The sequence below is a fragment of the Mesorhizobium sp. ArgA1 genome (assembly GCF_053714375.1).
Window position 1 is genome coordinate 22017 of sequence record NZ_JBSKBQ010000020.1, and the last position, 22748, is coordinate 44764.

Annotated in this window: 19 protein-coding genes and 4 pseudogenes; 4 read left to right on the forward strand and 19 right to left on the reverse strand. The window is 60.2% G+C overall.

What is annotated here, in order from left to right:
• Position 1 precedes the first annotated feature (1 nt).
• From ccoG to ccoS, 4 genes are read left to right on the forward strand one after another with little or no spacing between them, the layout of a single operon-like run.
• Entirely contained in the window at positions 2-1561 is a 1560-nt protein-coding gene (gene ccoG, locus ACWGTI_RS27785; protein ID WP_454578448.1) for a cytochrome c oxidase accessory protein CcoG, read from the forward strand.
• Positions 1558-2073, forward strand: coding sequence for a FixH family protein (locus ACWGTI_RS27790; RefSeq protein WP_454590062.1), 516 nt, complete (start codon positions 1558-1560; stop codon positions 2071-2073). Before ccoG ends, ACWGTI_RS27790 begins: the two co-directional genes overlap by 4 nt.
• Positions 2070-4361: a heavy metal translocating P-type ATPase gene (locus ACWGTI_RS27795; protein WP_454590063.1), complete on the forward strand. Its 2292-nt coding sequence runs from the start codon at positions 2070-2072 to the stop codon at positions 4359-4361. The genes ACWGTI_RS27790 and ACWGTI_RS27795 overlap by 4 nt, the downstream gene beginning before the upstream one ends.
• Positions 4358-4519, forward strand: coding sequence for a cbb3-type cytochrome oxidase assembly protein CcoS (ccoS, locus tag ACWGTI_RS27800; protein WP_454578451.1), 162 nt, complete (start codon positions 4358-4360; stop codon positions 4517-4519). The genes ACWGTI_RS27795 and ccoS overlap by 4 nt, the downstream gene beginning before the upstream one ends.
• Before the next feature lie 138 nt (positions 4520-4657).
• On the opposite strand, the pseudogene ACWGTI_RS27805 reads toward ccoS, so the two are convergent.
• The 19 genes and pseudogenes from ACWGTI_RS27805 to ACWGTI_RS27895 form a co-directional block, all read right to left on the reverse strand.
• Positions 4658-5622 (reverse strand): annotated as a pseudogene (locus ACWGTI_RS27805) (1-aminocyclopropane-1-carboxylate deaminase).
• Positions 5623-5652: 30 nt separating this feature from the next.
• Positions 5653-5967 carry a ferredoxin III, nif-specific gene (gene fdxB, locus ACWGTI_RS27810; RefSeq protein WP_454590073.1) on the reverse strand — a complete coding sequence of 105 codons (315 nt, stop codon included), beginning with the start codon at positions 5965-5967 and terminating at the stop codon, positions 5653-5655.
• A pseudogene (locus ACWGTI_RS27815) lies at positions 5968-6163 on the reverse strand (CCE_0567 family metalloprotein); the annotation flags it as partial.
• Positions 6164-6252: 89 nt separating this feature from the next.
• Positions 6253-7119 carry a universal stress protein gene (locus tag ACWGTI_RS27820; protein WP_454578049.1) on the reverse strand — a complete coding sequence of 289 codons (867 nt, stop codon included), beginning with the start codon at positions 7117-7119 and terminating at the stop codon, positions 6253-6255.
• A gap of 276 nt (positions 7120-7395) precedes the next feature.
• Complete coding sequence (locus ACWGTI_RS27825) at positions 7396-7875, reverse strand: NifX-associated nitrogen fixation protein (protein WP_454578048.1); 480 nt, start codon at positions 7873-7875, stop codon at positions 7396-7398.
• Between the two features lie 17 nt (positions 7876-7892).
• On the reverse strand, positions 7893-8393 hold the full coding sequence (gene nifX, locus ACWGTI_RS27830) for a nitrogen fixation protein NifX (protein ID WP_454590064.1): 501 nt from the start codon (positions 8391-8393) through the stop codon (positions 7893-7895).
• Positions 8359-9741 carry a nitrogenase iron-molybdenum cofactor biosynthesis protein NifN gene (nifN, locus tag ACWGTI_RS27835; protein WP_454578046.1) on the reverse strand — a complete coding sequence of 461 codons (1383 nt, stop codon included), beginning with the start codon at positions 9739-9741 and terminating at the stop codon, positions 8359-8361. Before nifN ends, nifX begins: the two co-directional genes overlap by 35 nt.
• 8 nt (positions 9742-9749) lie before the next feature.
• On the reverse strand, positions 9750-11240 hold the full coding sequence (nifE, locus tag ACWGTI_RS27840) for a nitrogenase iron-molybdenum cofactor biosynthesis protein NifE (protein ID WP_454578045.1): 1491 nt from the start codon (positions 11238-11240) through the stop codon (positions 9750-9752).
• 46 nt (positions 11241-11286) lie between these two features.
• Positions 11287-12828 (reverse strand): nitrogenase molybdenum-iron protein subunit beta, encoded by a 1542-nt coding sequence (gene nifK / locus ACWGTI_RS27845; RefSeq protein ID WP_454578044.1) that lies wholly within the window; start codon positions 12826-12828, stop codon positions 11287-11289.
• 122 nt (positions 12829-12950) lie between these two features.
• Positions 12951-14453 carry a nitrogenase molybdenum-iron protein alpha chain gene (gene nifD, locus ACWGTI_RS27850; protein WP_454578043.1) on the reverse strand — a complete coding sequence of 501 codons (1503 nt, stop codon included), beginning with the start codon at positions 14451-14453 and terminating at the stop codon, positions 12951-12953.
• Between the two features lie 87 nt (positions 14454-14540).
• Entirely contained in the window at positions 14541-15434 is an 894-nt protein-coding gene (nifH, locus tag ACWGTI_RS27855; RefSeq protein WP_454578042.1) for a nitrogenase iron protein, read from the reverse strand.
• A gap of 256 nt (positions 15435-15690) precedes the next feature.
• Positions 15691-15846: a hypothetical protein gene (locus tag ACWGTI_RS27860; RefSeq protein ID WP_454578041.1), complete on the reverse strand. Its 156-nt coding sequence runs from the start codon at positions 15844-15846 to the stop codon at positions 15691-15693.
• 1652 nt (positions 15847-17498) lie between these two features.
• On the reverse strand, positions 17499-18581 hold the full coding sequence (locus ACWGTI_RS27865; RefSeq protein ID WP_454578039.1) for an LLM class flavin-dependent oxidoreductase: 1083 nt from the start codon (positions 18579-18581) through the stop codon (positions 17499-17501).
• Between the two features lie 220 nt (positions 18582-18801).
• Positions 18802-19515, reverse strand: a complete 714-nt coding sequence (locus ACWGTI_RS27870; protein WP_454578038.1) for an SDR family oxidoreductase — start codon at positions 19513-19515, stop codon at positions 18802-18804.
• Complete coding sequence (locus tag ACWGTI_RS27875; RefSeq protein ID WP_454578037.1) at positions 19464-19877, reverse strand: SDR family oxidoreductase; 414 nt, start codon at positions 19875-19877, stop codon at positions 19464-19466. Before ACWGTI_RS27875 ends, ACWGTI_RS27870 begins: the two co-directional genes overlap by 52 nt.
• Entirely contained in the window at positions 19792-20370 is a 579-nt protein-coding gene (locus tag ACWGTI_RS27880; protein ID WP_454590074.1) for an SDR family NAD(P)-dependent oxidoreductase, read from the reverse strand. The genes ACWGTI_RS27875 and ACWGTI_RS27880 overlap by 86 nt, the downstream gene beginning before the upstream one ends.
• Positions 20371-20536: 166 nt before the next feature.
• Entirely contained in the window at positions 20537-21079 is a 543-nt protein-coding gene (locus ACWGTI_RS27885; protein WP_454578035.1) for a nuclear transport factor 2 family protein, read from the reverse strand.
• 169 nt (positions 21080-21248) lie between these two features.
• A pseudogene (locus ACWGTI_RS27890) lies at positions 21249-21451 on the reverse strand (ferredoxin).
• 30 nt (positions 21452-21481) lie between these two features.
• Positions 21482-22711: pseudogene (locus ACWGTI_RS27895) on the reverse strand (cytochrome P450).
• Positions 22712-22748: the final 37 nt, after the last annotated feature.

The following is a 22748-nucleotide window of genomic DNA, read 5'->3' on the forward strand; positions in this document are numbered from 1 at the left end:
GGTGCTGGACCAAAAGCAGATCGAACGGCGCGCAGCCGAGGCTGTGAACTCCGCCAACGTTCGGCAACAGCTCTATGCAGCGCGCAAGAAGATTTTCCCGAAGAGTGCTTCGGGCCGTTTCCGCCAGTTCAAATGGCTGGTCATGGTGATAACACTCGCCATCTATTATCTGACGCCATGGCTGCGATGGGATAGAGGCCCCTTCGCGCCGCACCAAGCCGTCCTGCTCGATCTCGGGAACCGGCGCTTCTATTTCTTCTTCATCGAAATCTGGCCGCAGGAATTTTACTACGTCGCGGGCCTTTTGATGATGGCCGGCATCGGCCTGTTCATGGTCACGTCCATGGTCGGGCGGGCGTGGTGCGGCTACACCTGTCCGCAGACGGTCTGGGTCGACCTGTTCCTCTTCGTTGAGCGCGCGATCGAAGGTGATCGCAATGCCCGCATAAGACTTGAAGCCGGTCCCTGGAGCCCGCGCAAATTGCTTCTGCGTACAATCAAACATGCCGTGTGGCTGGTCATCGCAGTTGCCACAGGCGGGGCCTGGATCTTCTACTTTGCCGATGCGCCGAAGCTGCTCGGCGAAATCGCCACCGGCACGGCGGCACCCGTCGCGTATGTCACCCTGGCCATCCTGATGGGGACCACATACTTGTTTGGCGGGCTGATGCGCGAGCAGGTCTGCACCTATATGTGCCCCTGGCCACGCATCCAGGCCGCCATGCTCGACGAAAATTCGCTGACCGTGACATACAACGACTGGCGCGGCGAACCCCGTTGCCGCCATGCCAAGAAAGCCTTGGCCCCCGAACGGCCTGTCGGCGATTGCGTCGATTGCAATTCCTGCAGGGCGGTCTGCCCGATGGGTATCGATATCCGCAATGGCCAGCAGATGGAGTGTATCACCTGCGCCCTCTGCATCGACGCCTGCGATGGCGTCATGGACAAACTCGGCCGCGCGCGCGGGTTGATCTCCTATGCAACGCTGGCGGACTACAACGCCAACTTGGCACTGGCGACCGCCGGCGGCACCGGTGCCATCAACCCGGCGCTGATCAGGAACTCGAGCACCACCTTCCTCGAGGGTGTCACGCACGTCCATCTGCGCAAGATCTTTCGGTTGCGCAGCTTCATTTATCTCGGGGCGTGGTTGGCGATCGGATTGGTGCTCATCTCATGCCTGCTGACGCGTGAGCGGCTGGATTTGAATGTCCTTCACGACCGCAATCCGCAATTTGTAACGCTTTCGGACGGCTCGATCCGAAACGGCTACATCGTCAAATTGCTCAACATGATCCCGCAGCCGAGGACGATCGTGCTCACCCTGGAAGGGCTCGCCGGTGCGGAAATGAGTCTCGTCGGCGTCGACCTGCCAGCCGGCCGCTCATTCGCCGTTCCAATGGAGCCGGACCGGCTCACAATGCTCAAGGTTTTCGTCCGCCAACCGGCGAACAAAGTCAACAAACCGGTGCAAGGCTTCAAGTTTCGGATTGGGGACGAGGCAAGCTCTGAATCGGCCGAGTACACCGCCAGCTTCAATGCGCCGGAGATCGCGAGATGAAAGCCAACACGCAAAGTAGACGCGAATTCACTGGCAAGCATATGCTCCTGACAGTTCTCGGTTTCTTTGGCATCGTGATCGCCGTGAACCTGACCATGGCAACGCTAGCCAGCACGACTTGGACCGGCCTTGTGGTCGAGAACACGTACGTGGCCAGCCAACAGTTCAACGAGAAGGCCAGGGAAGGACGGGCACAAGCGGCACTTGGCTGGGAAGGCAGTTTGACCATTGTCTCAGGCGAAGTTGGCTACAGCGTTGCCGATGCTAAGGGCATGATGGTTCCGCTGCACGGCGTGCGGGTCCTGTTTCGGCACCCCGCCTACGACGCGCAGGACAGAGCTGTGACACTTGCCGCGGCCTCAGGTGGCCATGCCGATAGGCACGGGGAATTTGCCGCGCGTTATACGCCGAAAGATGGGGTCTGGATCGTCGAAATCGACGCCGATGCGGGCCTTGCTCTGCCATTTCGTGATGTTCGCCGCATCATGATCTCGAAGGGAGCGCTGCGATGAGCTGCTGCGCGCCGGGCGCCGGCGCGGCGCTGGTCGTCGTCGACGCAGCGTCCGCGCTGCCGTCAAGCGACGAGATCAAACTGGCCAGCCGCAGTCTGGGTGGCGACACGCATCAGACCGACCTGTCGTTACCGACAGTTCACTGCGCGGCCTGCATACACGCCGTCGAGACGGCTTTGGGAAAGCTGGAAGGCATCGAAAGCGCTCGCGTGAATCTATCCACCAAACGCGTGTCAGTGCGCTGGCGTGGCGACCAGGTGCCACCGATTTTCGCCACGCTCGGACGGCTTGGCTTTCAGGCGCATCTGTTCGACCCCGAGACCGCCAAGGAGGACAAGACCTTGTCGGAGCTGATCCGGGCGGTTGCCGTTTCCGGCTTTGCCGCGGGCAACATTATGCTGCTGTCGGTCTCGGTCTGGTCCGGTGCGGAAGGAATTACCCGCGACCTCTTCCATTGGGTTTCGGCTCTGATTGCCATCCCTGCTCTCGCCTTCGCCGGCGGCATTTTCTTTCGCTCCGCCTGGAACGCATTGCGCCACGGTAGCATGAATATGGACGTGCCTATCGCAGTCGGCGTTTCGCTCGCCTACACGATGAGCCTCTACGGGACGATCAATCACCGCGATGACGCTTATTTTGACGCTTCCGTTTCGCTGCTGTTCTTCCTGTTGATCGGCAGAACGCTCGACCATGTCATGCGCGAGCGCGCGCGAACCGCCGTCAAAGGTCTGTCGCGACTTGCCGCGCGCGGGGCAGTGGTCGTACGGGCCGACGGCTCTCGCGATTACCTGCCGACAGAGGAAATCAAGGCCGGAATGCAGATCCTTGTGGCCGCAGGCGACAGGATCCCGGTCGATGGCAAGGTCCTAGCAGGGGCATCGGACCTCGATTGCTCCCTGGTCTCCGGCGAGAGCACGCCGCGACAAGCGTCGGCCGGGCAAATCGTCCAGGCCGGGGTACTCAATCTCACCGGCCCCCTGACGATCGAGGCCACCGCTGCCGCAAAAGACTCTTTCCTGGCGGAAATGGTTCGGCTGATGGAGGCTGCCGAGGGCGGACGCGCGAAATACCGCCGCATCGCCGATCGAGTCTCTGCACTCTATGCCCCGGTTGTCCACCTCACCGCCTTCGCTACATTCCTCGGATGGATGGTGGCTACGGGCGACTTGCACAGGGCGCTCACCATCGCGGTCGCGGTTCTCGTCATTACATGCCCGTGCGCGCTCGGCCTTGCCGTGCCGATCGTGCAGGTGGTCGCGGCGCGGCGCTTGTTCGATGCCGGCGTCATGGTCAAGGACGGTTCGGCCATGGAACGGCTGGCGGCCATCGACACAGCCGTGTTCGACAAGACCGGAACGCTCACTCTTGGACGGCCGCGGCTTATCAACGCGCTATCCATCGATCCGGCCATACTGGCAATCGCAGCCGACATGGCTACGCATTCTCGCCATCCGTACTCAACGGCGATCGCTGTCTTATCAGGTTCTTCCAATAAGCCGAGGCTTTCTTCGATCACCGAGCACCCTGGCTTCGGCATCGAGGCCACCAGGCAGGCGAACACTTGGCGCCTGGGCCGACGGGGATGGGCCGAAGGGAAAGCTAGGGCCGGTGGGGACTGTAAGTCTGGCGGCTACAGCGGGACGGTGCTTACGAGGAACGGTGTGACAGTCGCCTCGTTTGACTTCGAGGACGCCACGCGCGCCGACGCCGGGACCGCGGTAAAGGAATTGAAGGATGCTGGCGTATCCATCCAAATGCTGTCCGGGGATACCGCCAAAGCTTGCGGTGAGGTGGCCAAGTCCTTGAGCATCGGCAACTTCGTGCCGTCGCTTCTTCCTACCGGCAAGGTCGAGCACATCGAGGCACTGACCAGGGCGGGCCACAAGGTCTTGATGGTAGGCGACGGCCTTAACGATACACCGGCTCTGGCGGCTGCGCACGTCTCGATGGCTCCCGCCACCGCAGCCGATATCGGTCGCAATGCCGCCGATTTCGTTTTCCTGCGCGAGGGCCTTCTGGCGGTGCCTTTGGCATTGGATATTTCACGAAAGGCGGGCCGGCTGATCCGCCAGAACGTAGCCATTGCAATCGTCTACAACATCTTTGCCGTCCCTCTCGCCATATCAGGGTACGTGACGCCGCTCGTCGCGGCGGTCGCGATGTCCACCTCATCACTGATCGTTGTCGCAAACGCCATGCGGCTTCACGCCTTCACGAAGCGTGCGGGGCACGGGAATGTTCTGCCTGAAAAGGCCGCACGCCCTGACATGCTGGTCCAGTCCCGGTGACGATCCTTGTCTATCTCATCCCGGTTGCGCTCTTCCTCGGCGCGCTTGGACTGGCCGGTTTCCTATGGGCACTGCGTAGCGGCCAATACGACGATCTCGACGGTGCGGCAGAGCGCATCCTGATCGACCGGGACGACAAGCCGGACGGTTTTGACTGAACGCGCGACCATCTGGAAGTGAATTCCAGCCGCGGATCGCCGCGAGCTTATCGCAAGAGCTCTCTTGCCCAACTGGGAATTGGAATTCACCTGTCGGCCAAGCCACACGAGCTGGATTGCGGCTAATGTCTGCAAACCTCAGCCGTTGCGAAACATATAGCCGTAAGCGTTGATTGCCGGCGCTCCGCCCAGATGGACGTCGAGGACATTCGAACCTTCTGGAAAGAAGCCCTTTCCGGACAAGATCAATCAGGTCTTGCATCGATTTGCCCTCATAGACGGAATCTGTAATCATACCCTCGAGGCTGGCACACATACGGATTGCCTGCTTTGTTTCCTCCGACGGGATGCCATCATACGGGGATGCGTACTCCTTCAGCAGCACCACGTCGTCCTCGGTGAATTCAGTCCCAAGACCGACGAGCTTCGCGGTATCATTGGCAATTGCTAGTACTTGCGCGCTGGTCTGCTCGGGAGTTGCAGAGGCATCGATGCCGAGCACGTTGCGCTGTCGGCCGTCTCTGGCAAAGCCGACGATCATGCCGGCTTGCGTCGAGCCGGTGACCGTGCATGTGACGATATAGTCGAAGGTAAATCCAAGCTGCTTCTCTTGCGCGCGCACCTCCTGCGCGAACCGGATGTAGCCAAGGCCGCCAAATTTGTGCACGGAGCCCGCGGCCGGTATCGAGTAGGGTCTGCCGCCCCTTGCCTTGACCTCTTCGAGCGCCTGTTCCCAACTTGGGCGGATGCCGATATCAAAGCCGTGGTCGACCAGGCGCACCTCTGCTCACATGATGCGGCTCAAGAGAATGTTGCGGACTCGGTCGTAGACGACATCCTCGTACGGCACCCAGCTCTCCTGTACCAGGAGGCATTTCATGCCGATCTTGGCGGCGACCGCCGCGACCATGCGCGTGTGGTTGGACTGCACGCCGCCGATTGTGACAAGCGTGTCGGCATTTGACGCGATCGCGTCAGGGACGATGAATTCGAGTTTGCGGAGCTTGTTTCCGCCGAATGCGAGACCGGAGTGCAGTCGTCGCGTTTGGCGTAGATATCCACCTTTCCCCCAGATGTTGGCCGAGACGGTCGAGCTTCTCGATGGGGGTCTGGCCAAAGGTGAGCGGGGCAGATCAAGCTGCGGCGCTGTCGGCCGCAAGATGGGTCTGGCAGTTCTTCGGACAGACGCGAGCGCAGGCTCCGCAGCCGATGCAGCGGCCCGCTTGGTCGACGACCATGATCATGCGATTGAGCTCGCCATCGAAGTCGTCCTCGTCATCGCAGATGCCGAGGATTTCACCCGCGTCATCGACGCCGTAAAGATGCATGACCTCGCGCGAGCAGACCTTGAAGCAGCGGCCGCAACCGATGCAGGTCCGACCATCGATAAAGGTCAGATAGTCTGGCATCCATCTGGAGCCGTCGCGGGTAACGAACGGGCTGGTCATCGTGTTCTCCCAGGCTGCGAGTTCTCTCCTTGCCGTCCAACTCAAAAAAAACGTCGAACGTTTTCTCCGCGACGGTCTTTATCTTGCGCCAGCCGACCGGGAGGCCCTCGGCAAGGTCGTGCAAGTCCATCTTCGCGGTTCCCGCGCGCGATTGGAGCTTGCGGACTTTCTTTTGCAGTTTCTCAAGGTCCGACATTCCTTCCTCCGAATCGGTTGCACGGCGCGACCTCCAGCCGAACCGTTTCGGCCAGGCTCGATTGCTTCGTGCGACAACAGCCTCGATCTTCAGCGCGCCACAAACAGCGGCAATAGCGGCTTCTCAGCTATCCATCTGGTCACACCGCCGAAGATCCGCTCATGCAACCGGCGGTGGCCATAAGTGCCCATGACGACCATGTCGGCGGACGTGTCAATCGCGTGCTGCATGAGGACTGTGGGCAGCGACTGGACGGGGCTGGGCAGCCGGTCGATAGCCACCCGGATACCGTGCCGGGCGAAGTAGCCCGCGATGTCGGTTCCCCGCCCGGGGCGGTTTCCGTCCCCGGTTGCCTGCGGATCGAGCAATATGACACGAACATCCTCTGCATCGGATAGCAGAGGCAGCGCGTCCCCAACGACACGCGAGGTCTCGACTCGCGAATCCCAGCCGACGAGCATGCGCCGCGGCCTAAGAGAAGCCTTGGCGCCACGCGGCACCACAAGCACCGGCTTTCCCGATTCGAACAGGCTACCGTCAATAGCAAGAGGCCCGAGATCGTCGTCATCGAGAAGCGAGGGTCCGATGACTGTCAGGTCCGCAAGGAGGGCCCGCCGCCGCACCAGGTCACCGACATTGGCCTTGTCGCAATAGTCGGTGTCCACGTCACAGCGAGCCCACATGGTTTCCAGCAGCGAATGGATTTCCCTGGACCGTTTTTCCAGTCTGACGATATTCTGTGAAAGGGTGTCGATTTCGCGAATTCGTCTTTCCAGTCTGACCACGTCTGGTGTGTGCTCAGGCCAGACGCCCGCGCCGTTCGGCCGACGCTTGGAAAATTTGATGACCAGTACGGACAGACATGCGCCAACCTCGGCACACAGGTCGGCGGCGGTTCTGACGTCCTGATCGGAGTGTTCAACTTCCGTGACACACAATACGGTTCTAAAAGCCATTTGAGTGTTTCTTTCCGAGTATTCTTGTACTTGTACACGTATTCGAAGCTGCACCATTTACTTCCAGCAGTAGAGTGGACGAAGGCACCGCATTCGCTTCATTGTCTGCCGCCCTGCTCATCGAGAGCGTAGCCGGCCAGTTCGTGGCCCGTTTGGGCTGGTCCAGACCTGCGGTGCCCTTGAATTCCCTCCCAGGGTCCGGCGCGCCGGCGGCTCCCGAGGTTCTTCTGCACTCCTCAAGGTTCTGGACATGATCTGTTTCCTCGAATGCGTTGGTCACGCCCGGGCCGCTTCGGGATAGATTTCGATGGCAAAGATCGCATCGTCGACCAGTTTCGTACCGGCCTCAGCAAGCTTTCGGAATGTCTCGAAGCCGAACCGGTGGACGTCGCGAAGCGTCTTCGACAGAACCACCAATCGCCCGGCCGTGAGAAGCACGCGCCCAAAGCCCTCATGGCTAATTTTCATCATGGGCGATGCCATCAGGCCGGCGCGCTCCTCGATCGCAAGCCCGACCGCGGCGTAGTAAATATCGAGTCTCAACAGCACGTCCGGATCAGGATCGCCGATGATTGGGATTTCACGACGCTTTTCCTTGGTGATAATGAAGTCGGCCAGAAGCTCTGGGTCCGGTTTGCCTTCCCATGAACCGTAAGAGTCCTGCGCGCGAACCAGCCGCACGAGGCACTTGACGAAAGGCGTGGCAAGCGCCGCCTCGTCCTCTTTGACAGCAGGGAGGACCGCCGCATCAGCCATTGCGCATTCTCCTCGTTTCAATCTTCGTCGTCCTCGAAGGACGGTTTCTTTCGGGGAACGCCGGCGTCCGCTAACACCTTGCGCAGCCAGGGCGGAGGAGCCTTCCTGAGCATCTCCTGGGTGCGCAACAGGACGCCAGCGATGGGTTCAGGGCGCTGCACTTTGATCGGAAGGATTTTTGCTGCAACGAGCCTGGCTGCGGAAGGCCCGCCGATCGCCAAACAAAACAGAAGATGGCAGCCTTTCAATGCCGACACTTTCGGGGCGATGCGGTCATCGCCCTCGGTTCGATGCGTTCCGCTTTCGTCAGAAACGTCATCGAACGTCACTGCTTCCACGAAATTCCATTCGGCAGACGTTACGTCGTAGACGGCAAAGCGCTTGGCCGATCCGAAATGGGCGTTGAGGTCCTTTAAGTCTTGCGTGGCGATCGCCACGCGTAATGCGCCGGCTTGCCTTTCCGGCGGCAATGCGTGGACCTCGTCAGTAACGAGCGAGAGGCGACGAAGCGAGGTCATTTGGCATTTCTCGGTTGCGGAACGGATCAAGGGTCTCAGGGCTCGGCGCATGCTGGTTGGCCTGGAAGATGTTGGCGACCTCGAAGATGAGGTCGCGCGTCCCCTGGTAGAGGATTGTGGACTTGTGCTGGCTGCCGAGGCGATCGAAGATGGGGAAGCCGACGCGCATGAGCGGAATGCCAAGGCGCTCTGCCGCCTGGCGTCCGTGGGAATGGGTCACAAGAAGGTCAGTGCCGGCGGCAAGGGTTTCCAGATCTCCAAGATCGCCGACCTGCACCGATTGCGCTGGAATTTTCTCGAGAATCTTTGACCTATCGGTCGTGGTCACTGCGACCGCGATTTCGGTGCCCATACCGATGAAAAAGGTCGTCAACTGGTAGAGCTGGTCTGGTTCGGCAGCGATCGCAATTTTTTTGCCGCCGAAATGGAAATGTCCGTCGAGCAAGGCATCCTGCAATTGAGCCCGACGACGGCGTATCTTGGCCGGCACCGCCGCGCCCGAAATCGACGAAAGAAGCGAGACAAGCCGATCGACGGCCTTCAATCCGGTTAGGGAGTGAAACAGCATGTAAGGCACTCCCGTCAGCCGCCGCAGCGCGTCTGCCGAGCAGCGCATATGCTCGCCAATGGCAATGCAGTGCGCCGCCGTGCCAAGCTCGCGAATGTCCTCGACGCTGGTGCCGCCACAGGTGGTGGGAATCCAGCGGTCCGGCACCGTACCATCGAGCGAGCCGGAGACATCCGGCAGGATCACCGGCTCGAGGCCGAAGCTTTCCACCATCTCGCGCAAGTGCTCGATGTCGGCCACGTTGACGTTCCAGCCGGGCAGGATGGCGAGCTTCTTGGACTTCCGCACCTGCTCGCCAGGCCGTGTCATGCCTTCGATCATCGCGGTAGCGGCCTTGGCCCAGCCCTCTTCGATCGCGCCGTCGAAATCCGGCGTGTTGGTCAGTATGATCTGCGTACCCGTGAGCTCTTGCGCACGCTCGAGCTTGATGCTGGCAATGTGGCCTGCGAAATCTTCGCCACGGGTTTCAGTCAGCGCCGTGGTGCAGACCCCAATCAGCTTTGCATTGGTGCGGGTCTTGAGGTTGAGGATCGCCTCTTCGAGATGCTCGGCGCCGCCGAGGATTGTCGCCAATTCATCCATCGCCGTTGTTTGCAGGGGCACCGCTTCCTTGAAATGCCGCACGAAGAGCACCAAAGCGAAGCTGGTGCAGCCTTGACTGCCGTGGAACAGCGGAACTGCACCATCGACTCCGAGAAAGGCGAACGCGGCACCCAGCGGCTGTGACGACTTCAGCGGATTGACCGCGGCCGATTTGGTCTGGGCAAGAATGCTGGCCATCGGTTTCCTCAACCCTGGCCGACGGCCTTGGCCGTGGTGTCAGCGAATTTCTGAGCAGCGCGGCCCGTCGAACTGGCGCTGGTTGTGCTTGTCGGGTGATCCTCCACGGCAGGATGGCTATCCCACGGCGCCGGCTCGCGCACCTGGGACCAGATCGGGTTGTGAATGGCGAGGTCGATCTGGCGCATGAGCTCAACCATGCCGTCGTAGGCGGCATAGGGGTGGTGACGCTCCTGGTTGATGTCGAGCCAGGGTGTCCTTGCCTTCAGCGCGACGAATTGCGTGCGCCCGCCCGACAGCATGATGTCGGCCTTGCGCTGTGAGAGCAGGGCGTAAAGCTCGCGCGGTGCCATGGACTCGAAGATCTGGTTCTCTTCCTTTAGCGTCTGTCTGATGCGCTCCTGGTCTTCAACGGTCGATTTCTTGACCGACGTTCCGACGATCTCGATGCCGAGCTCCATCAGAGCATCGACGAGCGACCAGGACTTGACACCGCCGGTATTGAGCAGCACGCGCTTGCCTTCAAGCCTTGGGCGGTAGGCGGCGAGCTTCTTCCAAGCAAGCGCCTCCTCCTGTGCAATCAGCGCCTCGGTGCGGTCGACAAGTTCCGGGTCGGCCCCCTTCCTGACGAGCAGATCAGCGATGTTGCGAAGTGCATGCGAGGTGGCGGTGATGCCGTAAAAGGAACCCTCGAAGAACGGGATGTCCCAGCGCTCCTCCATCTTGCGGGCGAGACTGATGAGAGCGGTCGAGCACACTATCATCGCTGCCCGGGCGCGGTGTGCGCAGGCGATATCGAGATAGCGTGAGTCGCCCGGTATGCAGGCGCGCACGCGGATGCCGAGTCGATCAAGGAGTGGCTTTACCTGCCAGAACTCCCCGGAGAGATTGAACTCGCCGAGGACGTTGATATCGCAAGGGCCGGCATCATCGGGTTCTGCGGTGCCGATGACGTGGTCGAGCAACGCCTCGCCGGCGAGTTTGTTGCCGAGATTTTTAGAGCCGACGAAGCCCGGCGCATTGATCGGCACCACGGGCAAGCCGAACTTTGCCGCCGCATGCTTGCAGACGGCATCGATGTCATCGCCGATCAGCGCGGTCACGCAGGTGGAGTAGACGAAGATCGCCGCCGGCGCATAAGCTTGGCTGATCTCGCGAATGGCCTTGAAAAGCTTGCGATCGCCCTGCCCCATCACGACGTCGAGTTCGGTGAGATCGGTCGTGAAGCTTGTGCGCCACAAGGCCGACCCGGATGACGTCGCGCCCCGGTTGTCCCAGGAGTTGCCCTCGCAGGCGAGCGGCGCATGGATCAGATGCGCCACGTCAGTGATGGGCTGCAACGCAATCTTGGCACCGTCGAAGGCGCAGCCTCCGGCTGCAGCTCCGGGCGTCAGCGGCTTGGAGCAACCCACTTTGCGCGTTTTGGCATCCTTGCCCTGGTTCTTTTCGCAAGCGGGCTCGCTGAAGACGTCCCGCAGTTTGGCATTGGGCAAGAACATTGCGCCGGTCTCCTGAAGTCCGTCCGGACGGTGGCTGGTCGCTGCTTTAGCGGGTCAAATCGAAGGAATAGTCCGTCACGCCCGTCTCAATCGTCTCTCGGTCGAGCTTGTCGAAGATCTTGTCGAGGATCGTCGTCAGCACGCGCAGTCCACCCTGATAGCCTATGAGCGGGAAACGGTGGTGATGATGACGGTCGAAGATCGGGAACATCAGTCGGATCAATGGCGTGCCCGTGTCGCGCTCCAGATACTTGCCGTAAGAATTGCCGATCAGCAGGTCCACCGGCTCTGTAAAGAGCAGAGAGCGCATCGCCCATAGGTCCTTGCCCGCCCAGACCTGGGCCTCCTTGCCAAAGGAGGAGGTCGCGAGCAGCCTCTTCATCTCAGCTTCCCAGGCACTGGTGCCATTGGTAGCCAAGCAGTGGGTCGGCTCGCCGCCTGTCTCCATGACGAAGCGGGCCATAGCGTGAACGAAGTCCGGGTCACCATAGATGGCGTATTTCTTCCCGTGCAGCCACGACTGGCTGTCGGCCATCGCATCCACCAGGCGTCCACGTTCGAGGCGGATCGCCTCCGGGATTTCTTTGCCGGATATTTCCGACACCCTCATCAGAAGCTCGTCGGTGGCTTCGACCCCGATGGGATAGTGGAAGGAGGCCGTTGTCTGCCCGACCTCCTGGCAATATTCCAGCGTCTTGCGGGTGTTGTAGTGTTGCAGCGACAGCGTTGCCTCGGCGTTGAGTGCCGCTTTCACGTCCTCGATCTTGGTGCCGCCGTCATACATGCGAAATTCGCCATCCGACGGGGTGTCATACTGATCCGAAGCATCCTGGATAAAGGTGTAGGATACACCCATCAGATCCAGCAGACGCTTAAGCTCGCGATTGTTGCCGACGCAGAAGCCGTCGAAACCGGGGATGATGTTTACGCTGTTGGCGACTGCGGAGCGTTGCTTCCCCTTCCAGAAATTTTCCAATACACCCTTGACCATGACATCATAGCCGTCGACATGGCTGCCGACGAAGGCTGGGGTGTGTGCGTAAGGCACTTCGAAGTCCTGCGGGACTGAGCCTTCCTGCCTGGCATTTTCGATGAACGAATGTAGATCGTCACCGATCACCTCTGCCATGCAGGTGGTGGAGACCGCGATCATCTTCGGCTCGTAGAGCTTGTAGGTGTTGGCGAGTCCGTCGATCATGTTCTTCAGGCCGCCAAACACCGCTGCGTCTTCGGTCATGGAGGACGAGACCGCCGACGCCGGCTCCTTGAAGTGGCGTGACAGGTGCGAACGGTAGTAAGCCACGCATCCCTGGCTGCCGTGGACGAACGACATAGTGCGTTCGAAGCCCGCAGCGGCAAACACGGCGCCAAGTGGCTGGCAGGCCTTGGCCGGATTAACGACGAGCGCCTCGCGAGCGAGGTTCTTGTCGCGATATTCCCAGGTTTTGGTGAATTCGCGTTGGTCCGTAACGATGTAATCCGGATGCGGACATTCGAAATTCAGCTTCTTTCCCGCCAGCATCTGCCTGTATTCCTTCTCACGGAACAGAGGTGCATGATCGAGAACTTTTTCGGCCGACTGCGGCATGGGTTACCTCTTTTGATCTGGCGGCGCCATCGGGCGGCACAGGGACGTCAAGATGTTCGGGTCTCCCGCGGATCAAGGACCGCAGGCGCTCGAGGCCTCGCAGGCGATGCGAAGCAAGGTTCTCATTCGGCTGCGACCGCCGCCGACGGCGCGGGTCTGTTCTTCCAGGGCGCGTCGTAGAGGTCCCAGACCGGGTTGTTGATGGCCAAGTCCATGTCCCGAGCGAAGATGGCGAAGCCGTCATATCCGTGATAGGGGCCGGAATAGTCCCAGGAGTGCATTTGACGGAATGGTATTCCCATCTTCTGGACCGGGTACTTTTCCTTGATGCCGGAGCCGACGAGATCAGGACGGATTCCCTCGATGAACTTCTCAAGTTCGTAACCGGTCACGTCGTCATAGATCAGCGTGCCCTCTTTCACGTAATGACCGGTGCGCTGATAGTCGTCGTTGTGTGCGAATTCGTAGCCTGTGCCGACGATCTCCATGCCAAGGTCTTCGTAGGCGGAGATCACGTGCCGAGGGCGCAGGCCACCAACGTAGAGCATCACCGTCCTGCCCTCCAGGCGCGGCCAATACTTGTCGATGACCGCGTCCACCAGCGGGCGGTATTTGGCAATCACGGACTCGGTTTTTTCCTGGATCCCCGGCCCGAAATGCTTGGCGATGGTGCGCATCGAGGCTTCGATCTGGGAGGGTCCGAAGAAATTGTACTCCATCCAGGCGATGCCGTATTTTTCTTCCATGTGTCGGCAGATATAGTTCATCGATCGATAGCAATGGATGAGGTTGAGCTTGGCTTTCGGCGCGCGCTCGATTTCGGCGAGCGTCGCGTCACCCGACCAGTTGCCGACCACGCGCAGGCCCATCTCCTCGAGCAGGATACGCGACGCCCAGGCATCACCGCCAATATTGTAATCACCAATGACGTTGACATCGTAAGGGCCTGCCTCGAACTCATCTTCCTTCTTCTCAAAGACCCAGTCGCGGATTGCGTCATTGGCGATGTGGTGGCCGAGCGACTGCGAGACCCCGCGGAATCCCTCGCAGCGCACCGGCACGATGGTTTTTTCGTACTGCTTGGCCTTCTTGCGTGAAACCGCCTCGATGTCGTCGCCGATCAACCCAATCGGGCATTCCGACTGGATGCTAATGCCGTTGTTCAGCGGGAAAAGCTCTTCGATCTCGTCGATGATCTTTTCCAGCTTCTTATCGCCGCCGAAGACGATATCCTTTTCCTGAAAGTCTGAGGTGAACTGCATCGTCACAAAACTGTCGATGCTCGTGGTGCCGACATAGTAGTTGCGGCGCTGCGACCAGGAATATTGGCCACACCCGACAGGCCCATGCGAGATGTGGACCATGTCCTTCACCGGCCCCCACACCACGCCTTTGGAACCCGCATAGGCGCAGCCCCGGATCGTCATCACACCGGGAATGGACTTGATGTTCGATTTGACGTCGCATTCGGAGAATGGCTCCGCCTCTCCAGCAACCTCTTGGCTGCTGGTAGCGACGCCCAAGTGTTTCTTGCGCCGCTTTGCCGTCTTGTCTGGATACCGCGATAGCACTTCCTCAATGAGCTTGGTGTGCAAGGCGCCGTCATTTTGGGGGTCAAGGCTCATAAAGCTGCCCTTTTTGAGGTTCGTCGTCTGGCGCCTGGTAGACGCCGTTCGGTGAAGGCGCCGGGATACCCGGCGCCCTGGGCGGGACTATTGAGCGGCCGCAGGTGCGGCTTCCTTTGCCGCAAGCTCGGCAAGCATCTGCTCCTCCGTCTTCATGATGCCGAAATCGAGCAGCATGTCTTCCAGCTCTTCCATGGTGATGGGAGTCGGGACGGTGCCTTGACCGCCATTGGCGTGGATTTTCTCGGCAAGCGCGCGGTATTCTCCGGCCTGCTTGGAGTCTGGCGCATATTGGATCACCGTCATCTTGCGCAGTTCGGCATGCTGGACGACGTTGTCGCGCGGCACGAAGTGGATGAGCTTGGAATTCAGCTTTTTCGAGAGAGCCTCGGCCAGATCGAGTTCGCGGTCGGTCTGGCGCTCGTTGCAGATCAGCCCGCCGAGACGCACGCCGCCCGAATGGGCATATTTCAAAATACCCTTGGCGATGTTGTTGGCGGCATAGAGCGCCATCATCTCACCGGACATGACGATGTAAATTTCCTGAGCCTTATTCTCGCGGATAGGCATTGCGAAGCCGCCACACACAACGTCACCAAGCACGTCGTACGAGACGTAGTCCACGTCTTCGTAGGCGCCGTTCTCCTCAAGGAAATTGATGGAAGTGATGACGCCTCGGCCTGCGCAACCGACGCCCGGCTCGGGTCCGCCGGATTCGACACACTTGATGTCCTTGTAACCGATCTTCAGCACGTCTTGGAGTTCGAGGTCTTCGACGGACCCTTCCTGTGCGGCAAGGTGGAGCACAGTGTCTTGCGCCTTGGCGTTTAGGATAAGACGGGTAGAGTCGGCCTTAGGGTCGCAGCCTACGATGAGAATCCTCTGCCCGAGGTCCACCAGGGCAGCGAGCGTGTTTTGGGAGGTGGTAGACTTCCCGATGCCCCCCTTTCCGTAGAATGCGATCTGACGCAAACGCGACATGTAGCTTTCCTTCCTTCGTTCCATATAGTGGGGCCAATACGCGAATGACCGGTCGGCAGATCATGTGCCGCTCCTAAGAACGGATCAAAACTCGTGCCAACCTGCGTGGGGCCGACGTGAAGAAAAATTAGCATTTGTTTTGAGCGGTCTATCCTCATGCAAGACGGCTGATATTGGCCAAACACCTATGTCGCAGATCCGACAAAGCCCACATAAATGTCGATTGGTTATGTCGACGGTGACCCATAGCCACAGCTCAGCAATCGACAACCCTTGACAATGACCGCGTGATGGCCCCGTTCACACCATCATTGTAAGAGACGACCATCTCTACCAAAAAACGCCAATGGCCGGCGCGCGAGAGCCCGTGTCCGACCTGGGTGTTGCCGCTGGCCTCCACCAGCAGGATCATCGGCTGCTCAGGCGCTGGCATCGAACCTATCATCGCCTGTTGCCGCGGCCGTTACTGGGGCCGAGAGTCGTGACTTCGGACGCAGACGATTTCGCTCTCCGATATGCACCCAGCAACAGGCAGATACAATCGTGGTTGTCCTTTATGGCATGATCATCTGCTTGGGTTGTGGCGTCATGGTTCTCATCGTCTCTTGGTGTCGTGGCCGTTGCCGGGGTCGATTGATCGACTCTGGACGCAAATGATCTCGCTGTCACAAGAAAGCCCGCCAAGCCAATCGCGGTTGCCGCTAGAAAAATGGTCCTCTTTATTTCTGTCTCCGTTGAGCAATTTGGGAACGGCAGATCGAGTCGAAACCACTCTGCAGGCCTTCAGCCGCAGGGTGGCGGGCAGGTCGATTTGACGACCCTGTGGACCGCCGCTGATGACATCCTGAAACAACTGGCAAGGCGGATCGGCGTAGATGCCGACGAATCTCGGCCGATACCCTTCTCGCCGCTTATCGCCAATTCCGGCCTGATTGCGTTCTCATCCCTGCGATGAGAGCGCTGACACCTCAGAAGCGAGCATCAGTGCAGTTCCCCGGCAAAAGCAGGCAGGAGGATCTTTTCGCCGCCCCAGATCATCGGTTGCATTGCGGCGGCATCACTTGCGCGTGGGCGCCGGGGCCGAGTGGACGTTGACTTCGGCCGCCGAACCTCTTCGCCCTCTGATTCAATTCTCGCAGACCCATCGCGGCAAGAACCAGCAGATGAACTCGTAGTCGGGTATTAAATCAGGATCGTCGGCTGACCCATGGGTGGCATCCTGGCGGTCGTCGGTTGGTGCCGTGGCCGATACCGGCGCCGATGGATCGAGCACTGACACAAACGATCTTGCTGTCACAAGCAGACCCAGCAAGGCAATTATGATCAGAACGGTCCTCTTCATTTCTGTCTCCGTTGTCAGTTTGGGAACGGCAGATCGGGTCCATGCCACTCTGCCGGCTTTGAGTCCCAGGATGAGGGCGGGCCTATTTGACGAACTTGCGCACCGCTGCTGACGACATCTTGACGGAGCAGCCATCGGGGGCCGGGCGGACCGGAGCAGACGCTGACTGATCCCGGCCATCAGCATGGCCGACGGCAAGGTCTCATTCCGATCGAGAGAGCTAATCGCTCAGAACCGAGGATCGGGGGGTGCACTTCCCCAGCCCTAGGAAGCAGAGGATTCTTTCGCCTAACCCAAGAACACCGGCCGGATCAACGCGGGCATCTTGGGCGTCGTCGCTTGATGCCGTGCATGTCCCGGGTGCCGGGGGTGGCGTGGGCGCTGGAGCCAAGCGGTCGTTGACTTCGGACGCAAACGATGCCGCTGTCATAAACAGAGCGAGCAAGGCAACTGCAGTGGCCGGCAGCAGGAAGGCCCCCTTCATTTTCTAACTCCTGGTCAATTCGAGATCAAAGTCACCCTGCCTGCTTTGACTCGCAGGCGGATCACCGTGGCCTCGATAGAGATCATTGCTGACGACACCCTGACGAACTGGGCCATTACGCCGAAGGTTGAAGCTGGTTTCCGATTCCCGCCGTGAAAGAGGGGCGCGCTTGGTCGAACCAAGAGCGACGTCGCTTAAAAGGAGTCCGTCGAAACGCACAGCACCACGCCAGCACAGACTAATTCAATTCAGGCCCTTGCGAATTTGAAACCCCGGCGTGACCAAGCGCTTTGTTGACCGCCGGGATGATCTTGTTCCCCCACAGATCGAGCTGGCGCAACATCGTCTTCTGGTCGAAATCTCCCAATTGGGTCTGAATCGCTATCTGGTCCGGCTTCAGGATGTTTATCTCTTCCAGCAGGCGATCGATCACTCGATTCACGCTGCCGATCGGCAAGTTCTCGCGCATAATCTCGAAGGACAGATCTTGCTGCGTCGGTGTTTCGTGCAGCAGGTAGCCGTCCTGGCTCTGCTGGCGGCGCTGATGCAGTGCTTCAGATAGCCGGCGCTGAAAACGGGCATTGTCGAGATAGCTGTTGATTTCCGCGGCGTTGTCGCTGGCAAAGCAACATCGCAGCAGCGATATCCTGGCGTGCGCGGCATTCTTGGCCTCGCAACTCGCCGCCTTCTCGATGCTTTCGCGCAGCATCCGCATTGTCTCCAAGCCGTTATGGAATGCCGTGACAAAAAGATTGTGTCCCTCACGATACGCCCGGCCAATGCTGCGCGCGGACCCGGCAGCAATCCAGATCGGGGGGGTCGGCTTCTGAAGGGTGCGTAACGAGATCGCCGTCGGCGGTATCTTCTCATACTGGCCATTGTGCTCGAAGATCTTTTGGTTGAGGCCCTTGAGAAGAATATCCAAATATTCAGAAAATACAGCTGGCGCCTCATCGACATCGACGCCGAAACGCTCGAACTCGAACTGCTGGTACCCCGAGCCGACTCCGAGCTCGAGGCGGCCATTCGAAACGATGTCGGCGAAGCCTATCTCGGAGAGGAGGCGCTGTGGCTGATGGAGCGGGAGAACGCACACGCCGGTGCCGAGCCGAATGGTGTTCGTCACACCGGCGCAGTGCGCCACCATCATCAAGGGCGACGGAATCAGGCTGTAATTGTTGAAGTGGTGCTCGGCGAACCAGGCGGTTTTGAATTGAGCCTGTTCGGAAACCACCGCCTGTTCAATGGAGTTGCGGATCACACTGCTGGACGATTGATGATAGCCGCGTTGAGCGGCCAGGATGAATGTCGCGAATTCCATGATGGTTCCTTGTTTCACGGAGGTTGGCTGAACGGGGGATGCTTGAGATGTGTGTCCAGGCGTTGGCCGCGGTGTCGATGCTGTCTTGGTGGTCGATCAGTCCACCACACTGCGCTAAGCCGCTTCCGGTTCGGCGATCGCAGCCCGGAAGGTTGGCGCTTTATGCGGCCCCGCCTTGCGCCGCGCTTTCGTGCACCAGCCCGCCAGTTCAGTCGAAAAATCATCCAGTCCTCGGTTGCCTCCTGATCGAGTTCGCTGGTGAACCTGCATCACCGAACGAGGTCAAGCCGCCGTCCACATACAGGATTGAGCCGTTGACGTATGAAGCGTCAGGCGAAGCCAGGAAGAGCACTGCGTCCGGGACTTCTTCTGGCTGTCCCATCCTGCCCATCGGGATGCGCCGGCTGATCGCTTTCGGGTCAATGCTGCTGCCAGAGGTGCCGATGTAGCCACGAGCGACGGTGGCCGTCCGCATGCCGCTCGGCCCCAATTCGGCCGCCATGCACCGGGTCAGAATTTCCAACCCCGCCTTGGATGCACCATAGGCATGGCGCGGTGCCAAGGGCAAAGAGGTGTCGAGCGGTAAGATATGAAGGATCATGCCTCCGGGGCCCATCATCTTGATCGCCTCACGCGCGCAGGTGAAGGCGCCGGCAAGAGTCACATCAAGAACGTGGTCGGTCTGTGCCGGCATTCGGTCGACCGCCGACGTATCGGCGACAGCAGCACTGTTGACCAGGACCTCCAAGCGGCGGAAGCGCCCCCTCAATTCGTCGAACAGCGCCACCACGTCGCTCTCGACGGTCTTCACCGTTTTCGCGACATGCTCGCCGCCGAGCGATCGAGCGAGTTCTGTCGCGGCAGTGCCATCTCTGTCGGCAATCACGACGGTGTCCCCGTTCGCGGCAAAGCGGCGAACGACGGCCGCGCCCATGCCCTTTGCCCCGCCCGTGACAAGCACGACCCGCGCGCCGGTGGGCTCGGCTGGACGGGAGAGTTCGGCTCCTGGCGTCCCATCGACCGGCGGATGTGCATCGCCGGCTGATTGAAGGACATCCAACTACCATCAACCGTGATCACTGAACCGGTGATGTAACTCGCTTGCGGGCTGGCCAGAAATCGTACGGCCCGGGCGACCTCATCGGGGCGCCCTATGCGCCCCATCGGCACGCGGCGGCGCACCGCCGCCAGGTCCGCATTGCCGTCAGTTTCAAGTGCCGCCGTCATCGAAGTACGCACATAGCCCGGTGCCACTGCTGTCACGCGAATGCCGCGCGCAGCCCACTCGCATGCCAAAGATTTCGTGAAGGAGATAAGGCCTCGCTTTCGACGCACCGTAGGCATTGCGCTTGGGATTGCTGGCTATGCCCGATATCGACGCGACGTTGACGATGACAGCGCCGGGTTGCATCCGCCTCGCTGCTTCGCGGGCCATGACAAAGGGCCCGATCAAGTTTACTGCCAGGGTGCGTCGGAAGGACTCGATACTGGTCTCGACAGTCGCATCCATGGTGGGCCCAATAGCTGCGTTGTTGACGAGTACGCTGATCTGCGCGAACTGTGCTTCGACCCGGCGGTAAAGGGCAAGGATGTCCTCCTCTTTCGAGACATCGTACTCGAGGCCGATATGCGGACGGCCGAGACCGCGAGCCAGTTCAAGCACCCCACTGCCGGGAAGGTCCACCGCAACGACGACATCTCCCCCTGCGGCAAGCGTATTGGCCAGGACATGGCCGCTCGCGCCTGCAGCGCCTGTAATGATCACGATGCGTCCTGCCAGCCGGTTCATGAGACCAGCGCCGCCATCGGCGCCACCGATCTCGGCCCCTGCGACGCCAGGCGTCGGAAGGATTTCCGCCCAAGTGGGCCAGATCCGCTCTGGGTCACAAATTTTCTCCGCAGCATGGCGAGCGGACGGGCTTTCGCCGGAAAGGGGCTGGGACATCGCACCACAGTCACAGTCTTTCGCCTCCGCCGCGGCGCGTGGCGAGCGCGTAGACCGGGTCGACTGGATGCGGTGCTCCGATCGGCTGCCGGGGCCCGAACCGCTCGGGCTCGAAGCCCGCTGGCGGGATTTGCTCCTCCAGCCAGTCGTAGACCACCGTCCGTTCGGCAATCCGCCACGCCCCTTCCCGCTTCTGAAATAGATCGCAATAGCGGCCGCAGAGGAGCTCCTGGCGCATCTCGCCGGTCCTACCGGGTCCGCGTTGTAGCGCGGTGAAATAACTCTCGACTGCGGCGTTAGCGGGGCTGATGAAATCAATCAGGATGTTAGTGACCTGATGGACGTAGCGCGGTCGGGTCTTGAAGATATCGAGCACAAACTGGATGAAGCCCTCGGCCGGGCCGCAATAGGCACCATGATCATCATGCGCATCGGGCCAGTACGCGCTGCGCAGTGCCGCCTCGTCGGCGCGGTCTATTCCGCGGCAGTAGCGATAAAGGCAGTCGCGGATTGCCTCGCGGTCGAGCAGTTCGATAACTCTTGCGTGGTCCATTGCTGTGTCCCAGGTTCTGAGATTGGGAGAGGCGTTTTCGCGCATTGAGTTGCGCAACAACGGTTGTTCGGCGCTTGACGGGGACGGTGGATGCACCTCGCCTGGCTGTTTGCGCGTTTTTGGTGCGGCTCGATGCGAGCCAGGCCCCCGTGACAAAGATGGTCGCAATTCAAGCAACGGCCGTGCAATCGATTTGCAGGGCACGCTCGGGGCATGATCGTGCGCCGCGTGCCGCCAGCAGTTCGTCTCCCACCGCCACCTTGATGTCACCGGGCAGAATGTGCCCTCGTCATCAAGCGTGAAGACATCCGGTGCTTGTGCCCAGCATCGCGCGTGACCCTGGCATTTGGCATTGCGGACGATGATGCGCATGGCTTTAGCTCCACATTTGTTCGGCGTTGGTCAGCACCAGTCCAGGATCAGATTTTTGATCCCGAACACATGGCCGCCGTGGGTGATGGGCGTCGTACCTTCCTTGATCCGGAACGCGGGGATGCGCGCCAGCCACTCCTCAAGGCCAATGACAATCTCGCGCCGCGCAAGGTGTGAGCCAAGGCAGCGGGGGGACCATGGGCAAAGGCGGTGTGGCAATTGTCCTCTCGTGCCAGATCGACCGTGTCGGGGAATGCGAATTCCGTCGGATCACGTTTGGCAGTCATCGTGGCACAGGAAATATAGTCCCCCTTGCGGATAGGTGCGCCTTCGAAGTCGATATCTTTGGTTGCCACGCGGATCATCTGCACGGTCGGAAAGGCGCGTAGCAATTCTTCGGCTGCCAGCACGATGCGTTCGGGTTTGGGCCGCAGCCATTCCTGGTCTTTTGGATTGCGCGCGAGATAGGCCAAATCAAAGCCTATTGCTGCTGCAACCGTGTCGAGACCCGCAACGAACACGAGCACGCCGATGCCCAGGACTTCCTTGTCGGTCAGCGGGCGGCCCTCGACCTTAGCCTCGACGACGAAGGTCATGAAATCACCGACGGGTACCTTGCGGCGCAGGGCTGCGAGGTCGTCGATAAAAGAGACAATCCGCTGGGCTGCTGCCGGCCTTTTGACACCCTCGCCGTGCAGAAGATCCTTCCCCCAGCCGACAAATAAGTCGAGGCGGTCGTCGGACAGCCCGAGAAAGCGAAGAAAGATGCTGACCGCGAAAGGGAAGGCGAAATCCTTCATAACATCGCAGCTTGTGCCCGAGGCGGCGATCCTGTCGATGAGTGCGATCGCCCGCACCCGGATAGCTGGTTCCAGCGCTCTTACCCGCTCGGGCGAAAACAGTGGGTTGAGGAGTGAACGAAAAATGCCATGAGCTGGTGGGTCGAGTTCAAGTGGGATCATCGGCCAGTTTTCGCCGAGCGCGGAGGCGAAGATGCTGCGGTGGCTGGAAAAGGTGTCGGTGTCCTGCAGCACGCTACGCTGGTCTCTGGCGGGCGTGATGACCCAGATACCCCGGCCATCGCGGGTGTTGTGGGGGTGTAAAAGATGGCGGCCCAGCATGGATGCAGCTCACAGCTGCGTGCGGATCCCCGTTGGCCGTGGGGGGCATCCCAGGCGACGTGAACAGGCTGAAGTCCCTTACCAGTTCGGGCGGGACATGACCTGGAACAGGGTTGCTCGCAGCTTCGTTTTTCCTCATCTGAAGCCTCCTTGGGACCGTATGGGGTTGGGCCTCC

Excerpts from the sequence above, each read along its gene's own strand:
- ACWGTI_RS27790 (WP_454590062.1), top strand. The coding sequence starts at position 1,558 with ATGAAAGCCAACACGCAAAGTAGACGCGAATTCACTGGCAAGCATATG.
- ACWGTI_RS27795 (WP_454590063.1), top strand. The coding sequence starts at position 2,070 with ATGAGCTGCTGCGCGCCGGGCGCCGGCGCGGCGCTGGTCGTCGTCGAC.
- fdxB (WP_454590073.1), bottom strand. The coding sequence starts at position 5,967 with ATGACCAGCCCGTTCGTTACCCGCGACGGCTCCAGATGGATGCCAGAC.
- ACWGTI_RS27820 (WP_454578049.1), bottom strand. The coding sequence starts at position 7,119 with ATGGCTTTTAGAACCGTATTGTGTGTCACGGAAGTTGAACACTCCGAT.
- ACWGTI_RS27825 (WP_454578048.1), bottom strand. The coding sequence starts at position 7,875 with ATGGCTGATGCGGCGGTCCTCCCTGCTGTCAAAGAGGACGAGGCGGCG.
- nifX (WP_454590064.1), bottom strand. The coding sequence starts at position 8,393 with ATGACCTCGCTTCGTCGCCTCTCGCTCGTTACTGACGAGGTCCACGCA.
- nifN (WP_454578046.1), bottom strand. The coding sequence starts at position 9,741 with ATGGCCAGCATTCTTGCCCAGACCAAATCGGCCGCGGTCAATCCGCTG.
- nifE (WP_454578045.1), bottom strand. The coding sequence starts at position 11,240 with ATGTTCTTGCCCAATGCCAAACTGCGGGACGTCTTCAGCGAGCCCGCT.
- nifK (WP_454578044.1), bottom strand. The coding sequence starts at position 12,828 with ATGCCGCAGTCGGCCGAAAAAGTTCTCGATCATGCACCTCTGTTCCGT.
- nifD (WP_454578043.1), bottom strand. The coding sequence starts at position 14,453 with ATGAGCCTTGACCCCCAAAATGACGGCGCCTTGCACACCAAGCTCATT.
- nifH (WP_454578042.1), bottom strand. The coding sequence starts at position 15,434 with ATGTCGCGTTTGCGTCAGATCGCATTCTACGGAAAGGGGGGCATCGGG.
- ACWGTI_RS27860 (WP_454578041.1), bottom strand. The coding sequence starts at position 15,846 with ATGATCCTGCTGGTGGAGGCCAGCGGCAACACCCAGGTCGGACACGGG.
- ACWGTI_RS27865 (WP_454578039.1), bottom strand. The coding sequence starts at position 18,581 with ATGGAATTCGCGACATTCATCCTGGCCGCTCAACGCGGCTATCATCAA.
- ACWGTI_RS27870 (WP_454578038.1), bottom strand. The coding sequence starts at position 19,515 with ATGGGCGCGGCCGTCGTTCGCCGCTTTGCCGCGAACGGGGACACCGTC.
- ACWGTI_RS27880 (WP_454590074.1), bottom strand. The coding sequence starts at position 20,370 with ATGAACCGGCTGGCAGGACGCATCGTGATCATTACAGGCGCTGCAGGC.
- ACWGTI_RS27885 (WP_454578035.1), bottom strand. The coding sequence starts at position 21,079 with ATGGACCACGCAAGAGTTATCGAACTGCTCGACCGCGAGGCAATCCGC.